Origin of the sequence: Fortiea contorta PCC 7126 (assembly GCF_000332295.1) — a bacterium.
Classification (GTDB): domain Bacteria; phylum Cyanobacteriota; class Cyanobacteriia; order Cyanobacteriales; family Nostocaceae; genus Fortiea; species Fortiea contorta.
Genome location: NZ_KB235930.1, coordinates 4,361,965 through 4,377,992, shown reverse-complemented (window position 1 = coordinate 4,377,992; position 16,028 = coordinate 4,361,965). Strand labels below are relative to the sequence as shown.

General features: G+C 44.4%; 12 protein-coding genes. 5 read left to right on the top strand and 7 right to left on the bottom strand.

What is annotated here, in order from left to right:
* Positions 1-49: 49 nt before the first annotated feature.
* Positions 50-409, top strand: a complete 360-nt coding sequence (locus tag MIC7126_RS0120285; protein WP_026100411.1) for a single-stranded DNA-binding protein — start codon at positions 50-52, stop codon at positions 407-409.
* A 42-nt stretch (positions 410-451) separates the two neighbouring features.
* On the opposite strand, the gene MIC7126_RS0120280 is transcribed toward MIC7126_RS0120285, so the two are convergent.
* On the bottom strand, positions 452-1,201 hold the full coding sequence (locus MIC7126_RS0120280) for an SIMPL domain-containing protein (protein ID WP_017654987.1): 750 nt from the start codon (positions 1,199-1,201) through the stop codon (positions 452-454).
* A 446-nt stretch (positions 1,202-1,647) separates the two neighbouring features.
* Here MIC7126_RS0120280 and MIC7126_RS0120275 point away from each other — a divergent pair, with 446 nt between their 5' ends.
* Together MIC7126_RS0120275 and MIC7126_RS0120270 are read left to right on the top strand one after the other, a co-directional pair.
* Positions 1,648-3,036, top strand: coding sequence for a cation:proton antiporter (locus MIC7126_RS0120275; RefSeq protein ID WP_040629855.1), 1,389 nt, complete (start codon positions 1,648-1,650; stop codon positions 3,034-3,036).
* Positions 3,037-3,486: 450 nt separating this feature from the next.
* Complete coding sequence (locus tag MIC7126_RS0120270; protein ID WP_069108566.1) at positions 3,487-7,440, top strand: Pls/PosA family non-ribosomal peptide synthetase; 3,954 nt, start codon at positions 3,487-3,489, stop codon at positions 7,438-7,440.
* 128 nt (positions 7,441-7,568) lie between these two features.
* Here MIC7126_RS0120270 and MIC7126_RS27995 read toward each other — a convergent pair whose 3' ends face one another.
* From MIC7126_RS27995 to MIC7126_RS0120240, 6 genes are all read right to left on the bottom strand, one after another.
* Positions 7,569-8,012 (bottom strand): hypothetical protein, encoded by a 444-nt coding sequence (locus MIC7126_RS27995; RefSeq protein ID WP_017654984.1) that lies wholly within the window; start codon positions 8,010-8,012, stop codon positions 7,569-7,571.
* An 82-nt stretch (positions 8,013-8,094) separates the two neighbouring features.
* A complete protein-coding gene (locus tag MIC7126_RS0120260; protein WP_017654983.1) occupies positions 8,095-8,502 on the bottom strand; it encodes a calcium-binding protein in 408 nt (135 codons plus the stop codon).
* A gap of 170 nt (positions 8,503-8,672) precedes the next feature.
* Entirely contained in the window at positions 8,673-8,873 is a 201-nt protein-coding gene (locus MIC7126_RS0120255) for a hypothetical protein (RefSeq protein WP_017654982.1), read from the bottom strand.
* A 263-nt stretch (positions 8,874-9,136) separates the two neighbouring features.
* Positions 9,137-9,337 (bottom strand): hypothetical protein, encoded by a 201-nt coding sequence (locus MIC7126_RS0120250; RefSeq protein WP_017654981.1) that lies wholly within the window; start codon positions 9,335-9,337, stop codon positions 9,137-9,139.
* 18 nt (positions 9,338-9,355) lie between these two features.
* A complete protein-coding gene (locus MIC7126_RS0120245) occupies positions 9,356-9,829 on the bottom strand; it encodes a hypothetical protein (RefSeq protein WP_017654980.1) in 474 nt (157 codons plus the stop codon).
* Positions 9,830-9,937: 108 nt separating this feature from the next.
* Positions 9,938-10,558, bottom strand: coding sequence for a hypothetical protein (locus MIC7126_RS0120240; RefSeq protein ID WP_040630448.1), 621 nt, complete (start codon positions 10,556-10,558; stop codon positions 9,938-9,940).
* A 607-nt stretch (positions 10,559-11,165) separates the two neighbouring features.
* Here MIC7126_RS0120240 and MIC7126_RS0120230 point away from each other — a divergent pair.
* Positions 11,166-13,043 carry an N-acetylmuramoyl-L-alanine amidase gene (locus tag MIC7126_RS0120230; RefSeq protein ID WP_017654977.1) on the top strand — a complete coding sequence of 626 codons (1,878 nt, stop codon included), beginning with the start codon at positions 11,166-11,168 and terminating at the stop codon, positions 13,041-13,043.
* Positions 13,044-13,963: 920 nt separating this feature from the next.
* Positions 13,964-15,922 carry an N-acetylmuramoyl-L-alanine amidase gene (locus MIC7126_RS0120225; RefSeq protein WP_017654976.1) on the top strand — a complete coding sequence of 653 codons (1,959 nt, stop codon included), beginning with the start codon at positions 13,964-13,966 and terminating at the stop codon, positions 15,920-15,922.
* Positions 15,923-16,028 lie beyond the last annotated feature (106 nt).

The window sequence follows — 16,028 nt, the reverse complement described above, 5'->3', positions numbered from 1 at the left end:
ATCATAGATTCTTAACTAGGAAATACGCCTGTACTGAAAGGTAATGCAAATGAGTATCAATGTTATCACTCTTGTTGGTCGTGTAGGCAGCGACCCGGATATCAAGTATTTTGAGTCAGGTAGTGTGAAGTGTAGACTGACACTGGCAGTCAAGCGGCGATCGCGCAACAGTGATGAGCCTGATTGGTTCACACTGGAACTGTGGGATAAAACAGCGGAAGTAGCCGGTAACTATGTCCGCAAAGGCAGTTTAATTGGTATCAAAGGTGCCTTGAAATTTGACACTTGGAGCGATCGCAATTCTGGCGTCACTCGTTCCACACCAATTGTGCGCGTAGACCAGCTAGAGTTGTTAGGTTCCAAGCGCGATGGTGAAGGTGGTGTGGATTTACCTCCGGAAAACTTCTAGATTGGAAATGGGGCATTGGCAAAATCTGCCCCATTCCCTAATTTAATAACTAATTTGCAACGTTACCGATGCTTCTACTTGTTGTTCGCCACCAACCACGGGCGTAATAGAAATATTGCCGGCGTTTCCTTTGGCCTCAGCTCGTTGTAGTAATATCGGTGGTGGAGGGGCACTAGCATTATTAATTTGAATACTCACCACTTCTTTAGCTTGGAAACCCAGAGCGCTAAACACAGCGTCAGCCTGCTGTCGAGCATCTTGGGTAGCTTCTTTGAGTGCTTGTTTTTGAGCACTAGCGATCGCTTCATCACTAGCAACAAAACTAACACCGCTAATCTGCGATGCTCCCGCTTTCACGGCTTCATCCAATAGTGTACCAGCCTTCTCTGTGGCAATACGAAAGCTGACAGTATTGCTGGCAGCATACCCAGTAATTCGTTGCACATTATTGGTGTAACTATAAACTGGGTTGAGAGAAATACCAGTAGTTTGTAATTTGTCAACATTCCGGCTTTTAAGTAACGCCACCACAGCCGATGATCTCCGAGCTGCTTCCTGCTGTACCTCTGCGGCGGTTTTACCTTGCACCTCCACCCCCAAATTAACTTGAGACAGAGTAGTGGGAATAGATTCGACACCGCGACCACTAACACTCAGTGTACGCGCTAATCTCTCCTTTTCTTGCGCCGAGCCTGGTTGGACAAAAACTAAGCATAATACCAGCGTCCAAGGTACAACTTTCCAAAAATTCCCAGCACGAAATAGAGAACCAGATACAGCGGCTCTATGCATACGATTTGCACTCCTCTAAAAAAAAGAATTTACAGATCCTACTAACAAAGCATATCCAGACAATTTTTAATTGCCTATCGTCCACATAAATGCATAGGTATGCAATCTCAATGCATCACCATGCAACGCTGACACTTAGCGCTGCCATGTTTATACATGAAATTGTCGATAGGCTGTCATGGAATTGACCGAAGAAACGATATGAGTGAGGTAATTTCAGACTTCAAACTTCATACTTCAGCCTTTAAATGATATGAGTGAGGTAATTTCAGACTTCAGACTTCAGACTTCAGCCTTTAGTTGACATTCATGTTTCCACTTTGACACTGCCGCAGTCAAAAACGCCAACGGTTACATTTTTGGTAACTTAAAAAATTACGGAAAGTCTCCAAATAGTCTTTTTCCATAAAGGGGTAAAAATAAAGAGAAGGATTTTCACACAACCAATGCAGTTTATAGATATGGTCGGCTTCTCGTTTCCTCTGCTGGCAACCGCAACAGCACCAGTGGACAATTCAATGGTAATCGCAGCTGTGCTGTTGAGTTTAGTAGTGATTTACCTCGCTAGCAAAGTTGGTGGGGAGTTATCGAATCGCCTTGGTTTACCACCTGTGTTAGGTGAACTTGTAGCTGGTGTATTAGTCGGGCTATCCGTTTTGCATCTTTTGGTGTTTCCAGAAGGTGGAACAGACAGTTCCAGTTCCGTGATTATTTCATTTTTGCAGAGTACAGGTGGATTAAGTCCACAAGCTGCACAAGGAGTTTTTGTAGCTCAATCTGAGGTGATTTCAGTTTTAGCAGAACTGGGTGTGATCATCCTGCTGTTTGAAATTGGTTTAGAGTCTAACTTAAAGGACTTAATGGCAGTAGGCCCACAAGCATTTGTAGTAGCGGTGGTGGGAGTAGTTACACCCTTTGCTGCGGGTACTATCGGCTTAATGACCTTATTTGGGATCAGTGCTGTCCCAGCAATTTTTGCGGGAGCAGCTTTAACTGCTACCAGTATCGGCATTACATCCAAGGTGTTATCAGAAATAGGACGGCTCAATTCCAGAGAAGGACAGATTATTTTAGGTGCAGCTATCATTGACGACGTTCTGGGAATCATCGTTTTAGCAGTGGTAGCCAGTCTAGCAAAAGACGGTGAGGTAGATGTATATAAAGTCATCTATCTGATTGTGAGCGCTACAGCCTTCTTGCTGGGCGCGATTTTGTTAGGTAATGTGTTTAATCAAGCCTTTGTCAAAGTTGTGAATGTGCTCAAGACACGAGGCGAGTTAGTCATCCCCGCATTCATCTTCGCCTTTGTCATGGCATATCTAGCCGCAGCCATCCAATTAGAAGCGATTCTCGGTGCATTTGCTGCTGGTTTAGTTTTGGAGGAGACAGATAAACGCAAGGAACTGCAAAAACAAGTTATTCCCATTGCGGATATGTTAGTGCCCATTTTCTTCGTCACTGTCGGTGCAAAAACTGATTTAGGAGTATTGAATCCAGCAATTCCCAGCAATCAAGAAGGTTTAGTCATGGCTATTTTCCTGATTACAGTAGCTATTATTGGTAAGGTGGTAACAGGCTTATCAGTCTTTGGTCAACCAGGAATTAACCGTTTAGCAATTGGTGTGGGAATGATTCCCAGAGGTGAAGTTGGGTTAGTGTTCGCTGGCGTTGGTGCTGCTAGCGGTGCGCTCTCCAAACCCCTAGGAGCAGCAATCATCATGATGGTAATCTTAACAACTTTTCTAGCTCCTCCCCTGTTGCGGTTCGTCTTTCCAGATCCTGAAACTGCAACTACGAGCAGTGGAGAATCAACGGCAGATATTCAAGAGAGTTAATTTTTAGATGTGAAGGGAATCAAACCCCCGACTTCTCGGCGAAGTCGGGGATTTCGTAGGCTAGCAAAATGTAATATGATTTCGCATTCATCACGATACAGTTAAATCCTGTAGAAATATTCCATGGTAACTTCTCTATAAAGATCTATCGTTGCATTGTTTTTTCTAATACCAATTTCAATAATCTTTGCGACAGATGCATGGTGGGTGAGGGCAAACAACCGTTTGCCCCTACAATCTATTTGTCGCATTCTTTGTTCAAATTAGTATAATTTTGTGATGTATTTTGGTTGCTTCACTGTTGCGGGCTTGGGATATTGCCTGGTTTAATTATGCAAATTAAATGCGTGACAGATGATTAATAAAAAAATAACAATCAAGCTAACTAAAAACTGTTAGCCTATGCTAAGTTTTATTTTTTCTCTGCTGAACGCTCAAGTCTTCTAAATTATGAATAAATGTCTTGGTATTGCTAGTGCATCGCATAACCATTACTTGACCAAGCGCGAGTGTCTTCATCACTTCTTTGAAGCACAGGCCGAGATGTTTCCAGAGAACATAGCGCTGATCTGTGCAGAACAAAGTCTCACCTATAGAGAACTGGAACACCAATCAAACCAATTGGCTTTGTTTTTACGTTCTCAGGGGGTTGTCCAAGGCTCACGGGTGGGAATGCTATTGGAACGCTCTTTAAACGTTCCTCTGTGTGTGCTGGCAATCTTGAAAGCAGGAGCTACGTATATACCTTTAGATCCTGAATATCCATCTGAACGCATCCATTATATTTTGGAGGACGCAGGCGCTCAAGCACTTGTAACGACAACACTTTTCTCGGACAAATATTCATCTTTAAGCTGCAACATTTTGTGCATAGACCAAAATTGGTGGGAAATTGTCAAGCAATCTGGCGATCGCCTACAATCAGACCAAACTGGTGTCAGTGACAGGGATTTGTGCTACATCATCTACACATCTGGCTCTACAGGTAAACCAAAAGGTGTGGAGATTGAACATCGTAGTGCCTGCAACTTTGTCAAATCAGCCAGCACAATCTATGGTGTCACCGCTGCAGATCGAGTTTATCAAGGATTTTCCATTGCTTTTGATGCTTCAGTGGAAGAGGTGTGGATTACTTTTGCAGCTGGTGCAACTTTGGTAATCGGGACTGCACAAATGGTGCGCTCTGGCCCGGCTTTACCGAAGCTGTTAACTGATTATAGAGTCACAGTGCTCTCATGCGTACCCACACTACTGTCGATGATGGACGAAGATATTCCCACAATCCGCTTGCTGATTTTGGGTGGGGAGCAGTGTCCTGTGGAATTAGTCTCTCGCTGGAGTAAACCCGATCGCCGAATTCTCAATACCTATGGGCCGACTGAAGCTTCAGTAGTCAGCACTTGGGCAGAATGCCGTCCTGACAAGCCAATCACTATCGGCAAACCTCTGCCCAACTACGAAGTATACATTCTCGATGAGGACAGACAGCAAGTTCCCATAGGTACCACAGGTGAGATTTACATCGGTGGTATTAGTTTGGCACGGGGCTATGTGAACCGACGCGAACTCACGCAAACAAAGTTTGTGCCTAATCCATTTACAGATGGTAGCGAAGCCACCGCACGTCTTTACGCCACAGGTGATCTTGGTTGTTGGACGGTGGATGGTGACATTCAGTTTATGGGTAGGGTAGATGAGCAGGTGAAACTACGCGGATTTCGGGTAGAACTGTCAGAGATTGAGTCAGTACTCATGGAATGCTCAGGAATTCAGAGTGCTGTAGTATCGTTGTTTGAACCTGTGCCGGGAATTCAGCAGCTCGTGGGCTATGTTGTCCTTCAGCATCCTGACTTATTTGATCGCGCAGCAACTCAGACTATTTTGCGCTCCCGCCTACCACACTACATGGTTCCCGCCTGCTTAGAAGTCTTAGACGAGTTGCCGACATTGCCTAGTGGTAAGGTAAATCGCAAGCAACTACCACAACCAAGCCAGATGCAAGCCGCTGGTGTTGTCGAACCTGTTGTGCTTTCAGATAATGTTACAGAACAGAAGATAGCCAATATATGGCAGAAACTGTTTCCTCAAGTCCAGATTTCTCTCGATAGTAATTTCTTTCTAGATTTAGGCGGGCATTCTTTATTGGCTGCTAGCTTAGTATCTCAGATGCGAGAGCAACCTGAATTTGCTCACATCTCCATGCTGGATGTCTACCAGTGTCCCACCATTGCTCGATTAGCAGCGCGACTAACGCAACAGACAGCTTCACCCAAGGCGTCAACTGCAACACTTCCTTCCTATCGTGTTAGTCGCAGGCGGTACTTGACAAGCGCCACAATTCAGGCGTTGGCATTGATAGTGCTTCTTTTCTGCTTTGCTTTACAGTGGTTGCTACCTTACCTCACCTACACTTGGATGCAGGAGCGTCAGGCTAGCAATTTTGAGTCTTTTATTTTAGCGATCGCTACTTTGGCAGCGATTATTCCCATAATGCTGGGTTTCTCGGTTGTGGCCAAGTGGCTGGTGCTGGGGCGAGTCAAGCCGGGACAATATCGGCTGTGGGGTAATTTTTACCTGCGTTGGTGGTTTGTCAAAAATTTGCTCTACATTACACCAATACACTTCTTGAGCGGTACACCTCTACTCAATTTCTACTACCGCCTACTGGGAGCTAAGATTGGCACCAATGTTTATTTGAGCGCTGTCGATATCAATATTCCGGATCTAGTTAGCATCGGTGCAGACAGCAGCATCGGCTATGCAGCCAAGTTAGCCAACGCCACAGTAGAGCAGGGTTGGCTGAAAATCGGTTGTATTGATATTGGCGATCGCTGTTTTGTCGGCGCTAGTGCTGTCCTGAGTGAAAACACTGTCATGGAAGCCGATACCAGCCTGGAAGACTTATCTATGCTGCCACCGCAGCAACGAATTATCGCTGGGGAAGTTTGGGCTGGTTCTCCTGCTGCCAAAGTAGGAACTAGCGAGCAACAAAATATTCCCCACAGCCCACGGCTGCGACGAATTTATTTTGGTACTTTGCAAGCCATTCTACTGATGACTTTGCCAGTCCTGGAACTAGTGCCAATCATTCCTGGAGTAGAGCAAATGTACTCCAATAGTGATGAAGCACATTGGCTGCTGTTTTCACCACTGATTGCCTTGTCTTTTGTAATTTTCATGACATTACAAATTGTCATACTTAAGTGGTTAATTGTTGGGCGTGTCAAACCCGGTTCTTGTCGGTTAGACAGTCATCGCTATTTGCGTTTGTGGTACGTAGATAAGCTCATGGAATTAAGTCTCAATATTATTCGCCCCCTTTATGCGACGTTATATCTGCTACCTTGGTATCGCCTGTTGGGAGCCAAGCTAGGATGGCGGGCAGAAATCGCTACCCCATCTTCCCTGATCCCCGATTTGGTGACAATTGGCAGCGAAAGCTTTATTGCTGACGGCGTGGTGATGGGTGTGCCGAGAGTTGAGCGGGGACGGATGTATTTGCTTCCAACCCGTGTTGGCGAGCGGTCTTTTATTGGTAACAGTGCTTTACTACCTGCGGGTGTCACCATCGGTGATGAAACCTTGATCGGTTGCATGTCAACTCCTCCATTTGATACCACCCAAGCTGCTCAAAGAGACACCGCTTGGTTCGGTTCTCCCGGAATTCTCCTTCCACAGCGACAAATCGTCCAGGGGTTTTCGGTGGAATCGACTTACAAGCCATCTTTGGGCTTAGTGCTACAACGTATGGGTTTTGAGGCTGTTCGCGTCCTGTTACCACTGACGTGTACCCTCATTTTGAGTTCGCTGCTGATCGACGAAATGCTATCACTGGATGTCTATTATGATGAATGGGCATTGCTGCTATTTTTGCCGTTTTTGTATCTTGGTTTTGGACTAGTAGCCGTGCTGATTACTGTCGTCTGCAAATGGCTAATCGTTGGGCGATATCAACCCACAGAGCACCCCTTATGGTCTCGCTTTGTATTTCAATCAGAATTAATCACTTGTCTACATGAGACCCTTGCAGTCTCATTCCTGGTGGATATCTTGCGGGGTACACCCTTTATTAATTCGTATCTCCGCTTGATGGGCTGCAAGATTGGTAAACGGGTTTACACAGATACTACGGATATGACAGAATTTGACACAATCGATGTTGGCGATGATGTCGCGTTGAATAGTAATTGTGGCTTGCAAACCCACCTGTTTGAAGACCGGGTAATGAAGATATCAACTGTAAAGATTGGCAATCGCTGTTCAGTAGGCAGTGCAGCTATTGTTCTTTATGATACTGTCATGGAACCCGATTCCTCCTTGGGCAATCTGTCTATGTTGATGAAAGGCGAATCTCTACCGGCTGGCTCCTCTTGGGTAGGTTCTCCGGCTCGGACTGCAGATTGACCCGCATCTACGAGTAAGTCAACTTAATTAAATTGCTCAGGTGATAGATACCCGACCTTTTAACAAGTCGGGTATTTGAGTATTCTGCCTTCAGACTTCAGATTTCATACTTGAGCCTTCATTTGACTCTACACAGTTGCTTTCAACACATAAGAACGTGTTCCGGTTTGATTTTGACCTGCAGCGTCTTTATAGGTATAGGTTCCCGTCGCTACAATCACGCCAAAGTTATTAATGCTGACAGCACTGTTTAAGGTTACAGTTGCGCCGTTGTAGGTCAACGGTGTAGTGATTAAGTTATTCAAATCACTGATGACACCGTTATTCCAAACATAAGCATGATTTGTGCCGGAAGCGATTTGAGACGCTCCGACAACTTGCCCAAAATCGTTAATTCCATTGACTGAACCCGTCTTACCACCAAGGCTACCAAGAGCAGTAAACTCGTCGTTTCTCAACACAAATGGCGTACTTGTTGCAGTAGTTCCGGAACCACTGCTAGTTGATCCAATTATTTGACCGACTTCGTTGATATCTCTGAATGTGGCTTGTTCATAACCAAAAGTGCCCAAATCCTTGAGCTGATAAATTCCTTCCGCATCTTTTTCCCAAATTACAGCCGTATTGACGAAGGTTTCATTGAGAGTGCGATCGCTATCTATATACCCAACAATGTAAGCTTTCTCCTAAACGCAGCTTATCGCTTTTGACATCAAACCCAAAGATAGTAGCAGCACCTTCTCCAGCTTCTAGAATGATTCTGTTTTTACCACCACCAATGAAAACCGTATCATCACCTATACCTGCATTAATCAGGTTGTTTCCACCCGTAGCATATAAAGTGTCGTTTCCTGCACCGCTATAGATGGTGTTGTTACTACCTCCAACATAGATTAGGTCATTGCCTTTACCTGTAAGGATGTTATTAACACCAGTACCTGTAAAAATGCTGTTGTTACCATCGCCAGCATAGATATAGTTTCGACCTGAGCCGGCATAGATGACGTCACTACCTGATCCAGTGTTAATCAGGTTGTTACCTTCGCCAGCAAAAACATTCACGGGGCGATCGCCTATAGCCGTAATGTCAAAAAACCATGGCGTTTATAAGTTCCTTCGACTTGCAAAAAAAGGCAGATACACACGAATACGTAGAAACAGATGCACCCGTTTCCTAGAGATAGTCGTGGGTTAAAAAATAACTGTGACGACCTTTCGGGATGAAAACTCAACTATTGACCAGAAGGTTTTTGTGGCGCACCTTCAATGGTCAAAGATTTCAGATGAAATTGAAAATTGGCAAACTTTTTATCTTTACTAACTCGCACACAAGTGATAGGAAATGTGAGCGCAAATAGTATGGGAACTACTAAGATCAATAAAACATATTTGTGCAGTTTTTGAGATGTAGTTATGCTTGATTCGGTTGTCATGATTCAACTGACGCTCACGGCGAAGCCTACCTTGGGATACAGCGAAAAGTCGGAGCGCCGGCTTCCGGCGCTCTGAACTTTTCAAGACAAAGATTTTTTCGCCCACCAGGGGCGAGGCTTTAAACCTTGATTTTTTGTAAATTGAGATTACGCCCTTATCTCTCCATTCCCCCAAGCCCCGAAAAAACGGTGAAAATTTCCCAGAATATCACCAGGAAATTTTCAGACATTACTGAAAGTGTGCTAGATACATGCAACTTTGGTTATTTACCAAAAGGTTTTTGTAGTTTGCGCTCAATTGTCAACCACTTCAGATATAACTGGTACTCAGCAAATTTTTCGTGTTGATCGAAGCGCACAAAAGCGAGAGCAAAGGTGATGGCAAATAGTAAGAAAATTACCATCAAACCCAAGGCATATTTGTGCAATTCCCTTGCTAGGCTCTTTCTTAATTCTGGCGGCATTACTTAAATACTCTGCATTTAAATTAGAGAAAAATAGGGAAAGAAAGGATGCCAACTCATGATAGTAGCAGCCATTAATAAAGTAGAAAACCAAAAAAAGATTGTTTTGGTTTTAATAGATCTTTTTTTCCATAAAGAATGCAGAATCAACCAACTAACTAGCCAACTAATAAGCAAGACTGTTTGTTCACCAGAATAACTACCAATATTTCCCCACAGAGGGCTATGGTTGCGGCTTCCAGGAATCCAACTACCAATTGACCAAATAATTTTATCTGCGGCTATAGATGTCTCGGATAAATGATGCGCCACCATCATAGTGAAACAACCAATAGCAACACTAATCATGGCAGCAGCGGCGACACCAGAAACTGTAGGTGGTCTTTTAGAACCATGAGCTAAGCCAGAAGGAAAGTGTTTCCACCACTCCCAAACCACAGTATATATAGGCGGATTTTTTTCCTGATTCTGGCGCTGTAATTGTTTTACCATCTGTAAGTTATTCCGAAAATGAAATTTATTAGTCATGGGGAAACTAACAACTCAAAATATTTCGAGTTGTTAGTGTATCTACTTCTAGTCGATAAGTTCTCATTCCACTTATAAACCGTGGAATTTGCCGATACCTAATCCAGTAACTAGACCACCCATAGCAAAAAACATCATGAGCATTAAACCAAGACAAGTTAGGGTCAAGACTGGGCGATTTTGCTTTGCTAAAATTTCATCGCCATACTGCCACAATAGCCACGTGCAGACTACACCTAATGGTAAGGTAAATAAGACGCTAAATTTGTGGTACTCCATGAGCACGGTTGTAACGAGGGGTGTATTTTCTTTCAACCACTCATGAGCACCACCAAACTTGATGTCAGCACGATATCGCGTATAAGCTAAGTTACCAGTTGCGATCGCTAAAAATGCTATGATTGTTGACCAAAATGTTAATGTACGCATTTGTGGGAGAATTTTGTTGATCCCTCGCAGTAAAGGAAATGCTAAATGCCCAGCGTACACTGCAACTATTGTTGCCAAGAAGGAACCAAAACCATGAATTGTCCCTATCCATCTCTGCCAAGGACTCGGATGCAACAAGTTAATTAAGGGTAGAAATAAAAATAGACCTGTGGACAAAATACTTAGACTATAAATACAAACGGTTGCCAAGTCTAACTGATGGGGAAAATCTTTTTTGCTCAAATCAAAGCGTTCTTCTCGCACCACGGTTATTCTCCTAAATTGAGAACTTATTTCTATTGTTGATGCAATGTAATGAGCGCTACCTTTTTTGGAAAAAAGTTGATAATTACCAACATAGATTGCGGCAAAGTTATTGTCAATTTCCTTGCAACAACAGCGGCAAAATTTTTTAAAAAGACATGCTTAGATGCTGTCCAGCAGTTTTTCTAGGTGTCTCATCTGCTAATGTTGCACAAAGGGAGAGCGGGCGATTGCAGCAGGAAACTTCTATTCGCAAATCTCCGTCCCCTGAGATTGATAATTTTAGTTTTTTGCTGATTATTACCCAGATTGAGAATGTATTTCACTGTATTTTGTCCGCACCCAGGGTATAGTATCCTTCCTCCCCAGCACATCACTTGCAAGTAGTAAAAATTTCAGGTCGCAATGCATCAACTGTTTATCAAATAAACAATCAAGTGTAACTAACTGGGATTGACGAAGTGAAGTAAATTCTGGTTATCTTGGTTGTTAAAGTCTGAGGTGTCAGAAGGCATTATAACTAAAGTTTAGGTGGTGACGGTGTGACGATTTGCCGATATTTTGCCAGCTTAACGGCTCCCATGAATGCGAATCAGGAGAATTGACTGTGAAACTACACTGGTTACTACCCGGTACTTTCGGAACTATCTTCATGCTATCGTCGCCGGCTTTAGCAGCGAGGCTAGAATCTTGGCGTTTTGACGCCAATCAAAATCGGTTGGAAATTAATACCGCAGGTGGTGTACAACCAAAAGCGCAACTGATTTTCAACCCAACTCGCTTGGTGATTGACTTACCAGATACGACCTTTGGGCGTCCCCAAGTCACACAACCAGTGGGGGGTGCGATTCGCTCGATTCGAGTAGGTCAATTTGACCAGCAAACAACCCGGATAGTGGTTGAACTGACTCCTGGTTACACTCTAGACCCCAAACAAGTGCAATTTGTGGGTGCAACAGCCAGTCGTTGGACAGTAAAATTGCCTAAGCCAGCACCAGAAAGAGCAGTTTTACCTCCTAGCAGCGACTCGACAAACAATGTTTACAATGCAGTTACCGTCAGCCCTAATCCCAAGCCAGAATTAACCCAGGTTGCTAATAATATACCGGGCAAGACTCGGATTGAGAACTTACAAATAACCGGAGACGGCTTATTTATCCGCACCAATGGGGGAAATGCGAAAACACAAGTAATTCGTAGCCGAGATCGCAATACAATCTTTATTGACATCGCCGATGCAACTTTATCACCGCGATTAGGACAGCAAAGCGAGCAAATAGTCAACAAACACGGCGTCACTCGTCTGCAATTAACCTCGCTACAAACCAGACCACCAGCAGTACGGTTGACCTTGCGAGTCGATAGCAGCAGTCCCGATTTGCGGGTAACACCGAGTGGTAATGACGGTTTGGTAGTGTTACCGACGCGTGTAGTGCGCTTACCATCAGATGACAACGCCAATCCCACTCCCACTCCAGCCACGACCAATTCCCGTACGACCATCGAGTCGATAGAACTAGCTGCTAACGGCACACAATTATTAATTCGCGGCGACCAAGCCTTATCTGCAACCAGTGGCTGGGATAGGAGTTCGGGTCTATTCCGCATCACCATTGCCAATGCTCAATTATCTCCGCAAGTGCGGGGCCCGAGTCTAACAGCCAACAGTCCGATTTTGCGGGTGAGATTGCAGCCACAGCCAGAGTCGAATACGGTGGTGGTGTTGGTACAGCCTGCATCTGGTGTGCAAATTGGCGACCTCAATCAGTTGGGTGGTCAGTTGTTGGCTTTACAATTGCAGCGTTCTGGCTCACCAGTCATCACCCGTCCGGGGATTCCTCCTTTGGTTTTACCGCCTCTCCCTCCTCCAAATCGCGGACAGTTACCAGACCCTACTAATCCCAATCCCTTACCGCAACCAGCAACCCGCCCCTCAGCGCCTCTGGGAAGGGTAGTAGTTGTTGTTGACCCTGGACATGGTGGTAAAGACCCTGGCGCTATCGGTCTTGGCAGTGTGCGTGAGAAGGATATCATTCTCCCGATTAGCAGAAGGTTGACAGAGATATTACAGCAAAATGGTGTACAAGTGATTATGACCCGGAATGCTGATTATTTTGTCACCTTACCAGGGCGTGTAGAAATGGCAGAAAAAGCTAATGCGGCTGTGTTTGTCAGCATTCACGCTAATTCAGCCGGTGCTGGTCGTCCGGACGTGAGCGGTTTAGAAACGTATTACTACGACAGTGGTCTAGAATTAGCACGTGCTGTCCACAACAGCATTTTGCAAAGGGTGAGTGTGAGAAATCGCGGCGTGCGGCGAGCAAGATTTTTTGTCCTCAGAAAAAGTTCTATGCCTTCTATTCTCGTGGAAACAGGTTATTTGACTGGTCGGGAGGATGTCGCCAAACTACAAAGCCCAGCTTACCAAAATCAGATGGCAGAAGCGATCGCTCGTGGTATTCTCCAGTACTTAAAACGGAGATAAGCGATTTATGCTCATTTTTTGAGTAAATACATCTAAAACAATGCCGATTTTGATACAACTAAGTAGTAATCATGAATAGCAGACACCAATATTGAGAATCTAAAATCTAGAATCTGGGACTTTTACCTAGCACTTTGTAGTGTTCCTCGTTAGTCTAGACCTAGTTCATCACGTATTTTGCCAATCAGGGCGCGGCATTTACAACATCTCATGTTGAGGATTTAATGTTCCGACAAATGCCGCTCCCCTGCTAGGTACTGTGTTCACAGAAAAATCGCCATAGTCCTTATTTTTTAATCAGTTATGCACGAAAAAATGTCACAACTAAACATGAAAAGTTCTGTAATTTCATTCAGAAGACCCAATTCTTAAACAAGTTTCCAGATGACTGATGACTCGACACGCTATCCATAAAGATTTTTCTAAACATTAAAAAGTAGCTATTACTAGGTTAATTAGCGAATCGGCAACTGCAATAAATAGGTATTGAGTGTATTAGACCTCTGCAAAAGAGAATTTGTTTACCTTATACCAATTCTTCCCAATCTAACAACAGTTTTCCAGCCTGAAACCTAGATAAAATCTGGATTTCTCAATTACAAATTACGAATTTAACCGGGAATAATCCCCTGCAAGCTCCCTACCCCCTTTCCTCTTTTTTGGCGATATGGCAAAACTATAAACATATAGCCGCAGTTCCATAGGTTAAGACATAATGACAAGCGTAAATGCTTGCAATAGTAATAGTTACCTTGTGCCTCCTGCTATATACTAAAATTTTTCGTCAATAACTGTGTCTTGACCTCAAAGCGATATTCTTTTATTGCCACAAAGTTAAAGTTTGGGCGGTGACGGTGTGAGGATTTACCGATATTTTGCCACTTGACGGCTTCCATGAATGCGAATCAGGAGAATTGACTGTGAAACTACACTGGTTACTACCCGGTACTTTCGGAACTATCTTCATGCTATCGTCGCCGGCTTTAGCAGCGAGGCTAGAATCTTGGCGTTTTGACGCCAATCAAAATCGGTTGGAAATTAATACCGCAGGTGGTGTACAACCAAAAGCGCAACTGATTTTCAACCCAACTCGCTTGGTGATTGACTTACCAGATACGACCTTTGGGCGTCCCCAAGTCACACAACCGGTGGGGGGTGCGATTCGCTCGATTCGAGTAGGTCAATTTGACCAGCAAACAACCCGGATAGTGGTTGAACTGACTCCTGGTTACACTTTAGACCCGCAGCAGGTAAAATTTACGGGTGTTACTGCTAGCCGTTGGACGGTACAGTTACCTACACCACAAGCTGAGAAAGTTGCCTCTTCCACTGAGATTGTATTACAGCCACAACCTCCAAGGGCAAGCGAAACACCTGGGAGGACATCTCCTTTACCGCCAGTTACACCCCCCAGAAATATTTACAATGTGGTGACAACTGACTCTACCTCTGTGGCTAACAATACAAATAGTGTTGTTAGTGCCAACACCGTAGCCGGGAAAACTCAGATTGAGAACTTACAAATAACCGGAGACGGCTTATTTATCCGTACCAATGGGGGAAATACGAAAACACAAGTAATTCGTAGCCGAGATCGCAATACAATCTTTATTGACATCGCCGATGCAAGTTTATCACCCCAATTAGCACGGCAAAATGACCAAATAGTCAACAAACACGGCGTCACTCGTCTGCAATTAACCTCGCTACAAACCAGACCACCAGCAGTACGGTTGACCTTGCGAGTCGATAGCAGCAGTCCCGATTGGCGGGTAACACCGAGTGGTAATGACGGTTTGGTAGTGTTACCCACCCGTGTAGTGCGCTTACCATCAGATGACAACGCCAATCCCACTCCCACTCCAGCCACGACCAATTCCCGTACGACCATCGAGTCGATAGAACTAGCTGCTAACGGCACACAATTATTAATTCGCGGCGACCAAGCCTTATCTGCAACCAGTGGTTGGGATAGGAGTTCTGGTTTATTCCGCATCACCATTGCTAATGCTCAATTATCTCCCCAAGTGCGGGGCCCTAGTCTAACAGCCAATAGTCCGATTTTGCGGGTGAGATTGCAGCCACAGCCAGAGTCGAATACGGTGGTGGTGTTGGTACAGCCTGCATCTGGTGTGCAAATTGGCGACCTCAATCAGTTGGGTGGTCAGTTGTTGGCTTTACAATTGCAGCGTTCTGGCTCACCAGTCATCACCCGTCCGGGGATTCCTCCTTTGGTTTTACCGCCTCTCCCTCCTCCAAGCACCGGACAGTTACCAGATATTGGTGTTGATAATCCTACAAATATCCCTCAACCACAACCCCGCCCCTCAGTTCCCAGAGGAAAATTATTAGTAGTTATTGACCCCGGACATGGCGGTAAGGATTCTGGCGCTCCTGGTATTGGCGGTCTACTCGAAAAGGATGTAGTTCTGCCTATAGGTAGAAGAATTGCGTCAGTTTTGCAGCAAAATGGTGTACAGGCGGTGTTGACACGAGATGCTGACTTTTTCGTAGAACTGCAAGGACGAGTAGACATCGCACAACGAGTGAATGCGACTTTATTCGTTAGTGTTCATGCTAACTCCGTAGATGGAAAGCCAGATGTCAATGGGTTAGAAGTATATTATTATGACAATGGTAGGGGTTTGGCTGACGAAGTTCGCCAAACAATCCTGAGCGAGATTAGTACTATCAAAGACCGAGGAACACGCAAAGCTCGATTCTACGTCCTCAGAAAAAGTGCTATGCCCTCAATTTTAGTGGAAACAGGTTATATGACTGGTCGAGAAGATAATCCCAGATTAGGAAATCCAGATTATCAAAATCGTATGGCAGATGCGATCGCTCGTGGTATTCTCAAATATCTACAGAAAAGGTAAAAATGTAATCTAATTACTTGATTAAATTTACTTACAGGATTTAGTCGTCAACGACACAAGCAAGTCTCTCACAAGTCCAACAAAGTATAAATGTACTAAAAAGTTG

Coding starts and splice junctions, on each gene's coding strand:
- MIC7126_RS0120285 (WP_026100411.1), top strand. CDS start 50: ATGAGTATCAATGTTATCACTCTTGTTGGTCGTGTAGGCAGCGACCCG.
- MIC7126_RS0120280 (WP_017654987.1), bottom strand. CDS start 1,201: ATGCATAGAGCCGCTGTATCTGGTTCTCTATTTCGTGCTGGGAATTTT.
- MIC7126_RS0120275 (WP_040629855.1), top strand. CDS start 1,648: ATGCAGTTTATAGATATGGTCGGCTTCTCGTTTCCTCTGCTGGCAACC.
- MIC7126_RS0120270 (WP_069108566.1), top strand. CDS start 3,487: ATGAATAAATGTCTTGGTATTGCTAGTGCATCGCATAACCATTACTTG.
- MIC7126_RS0120255 (WP_017654982.1), bottom strand. CDS start 8,873: ATGACAACCGAATCAAGCATAACTACATCTCAAAAACTGCACAAATAT.
- MIC7126_RS0120250 (WP_017654981.1), bottom strand. CDS start 9,337: ATGCCGCCAGAATTAAGAAAGAGCCTAGCAAGGGAATTGCACAAATAT.
- MIC7126_RS0120245 (WP_017654980.1), bottom strand. CDS start 9,829: ATGGTAAAACAATTACAGCGCCAGAATCAGGAAAAAAATCCGCCTATA.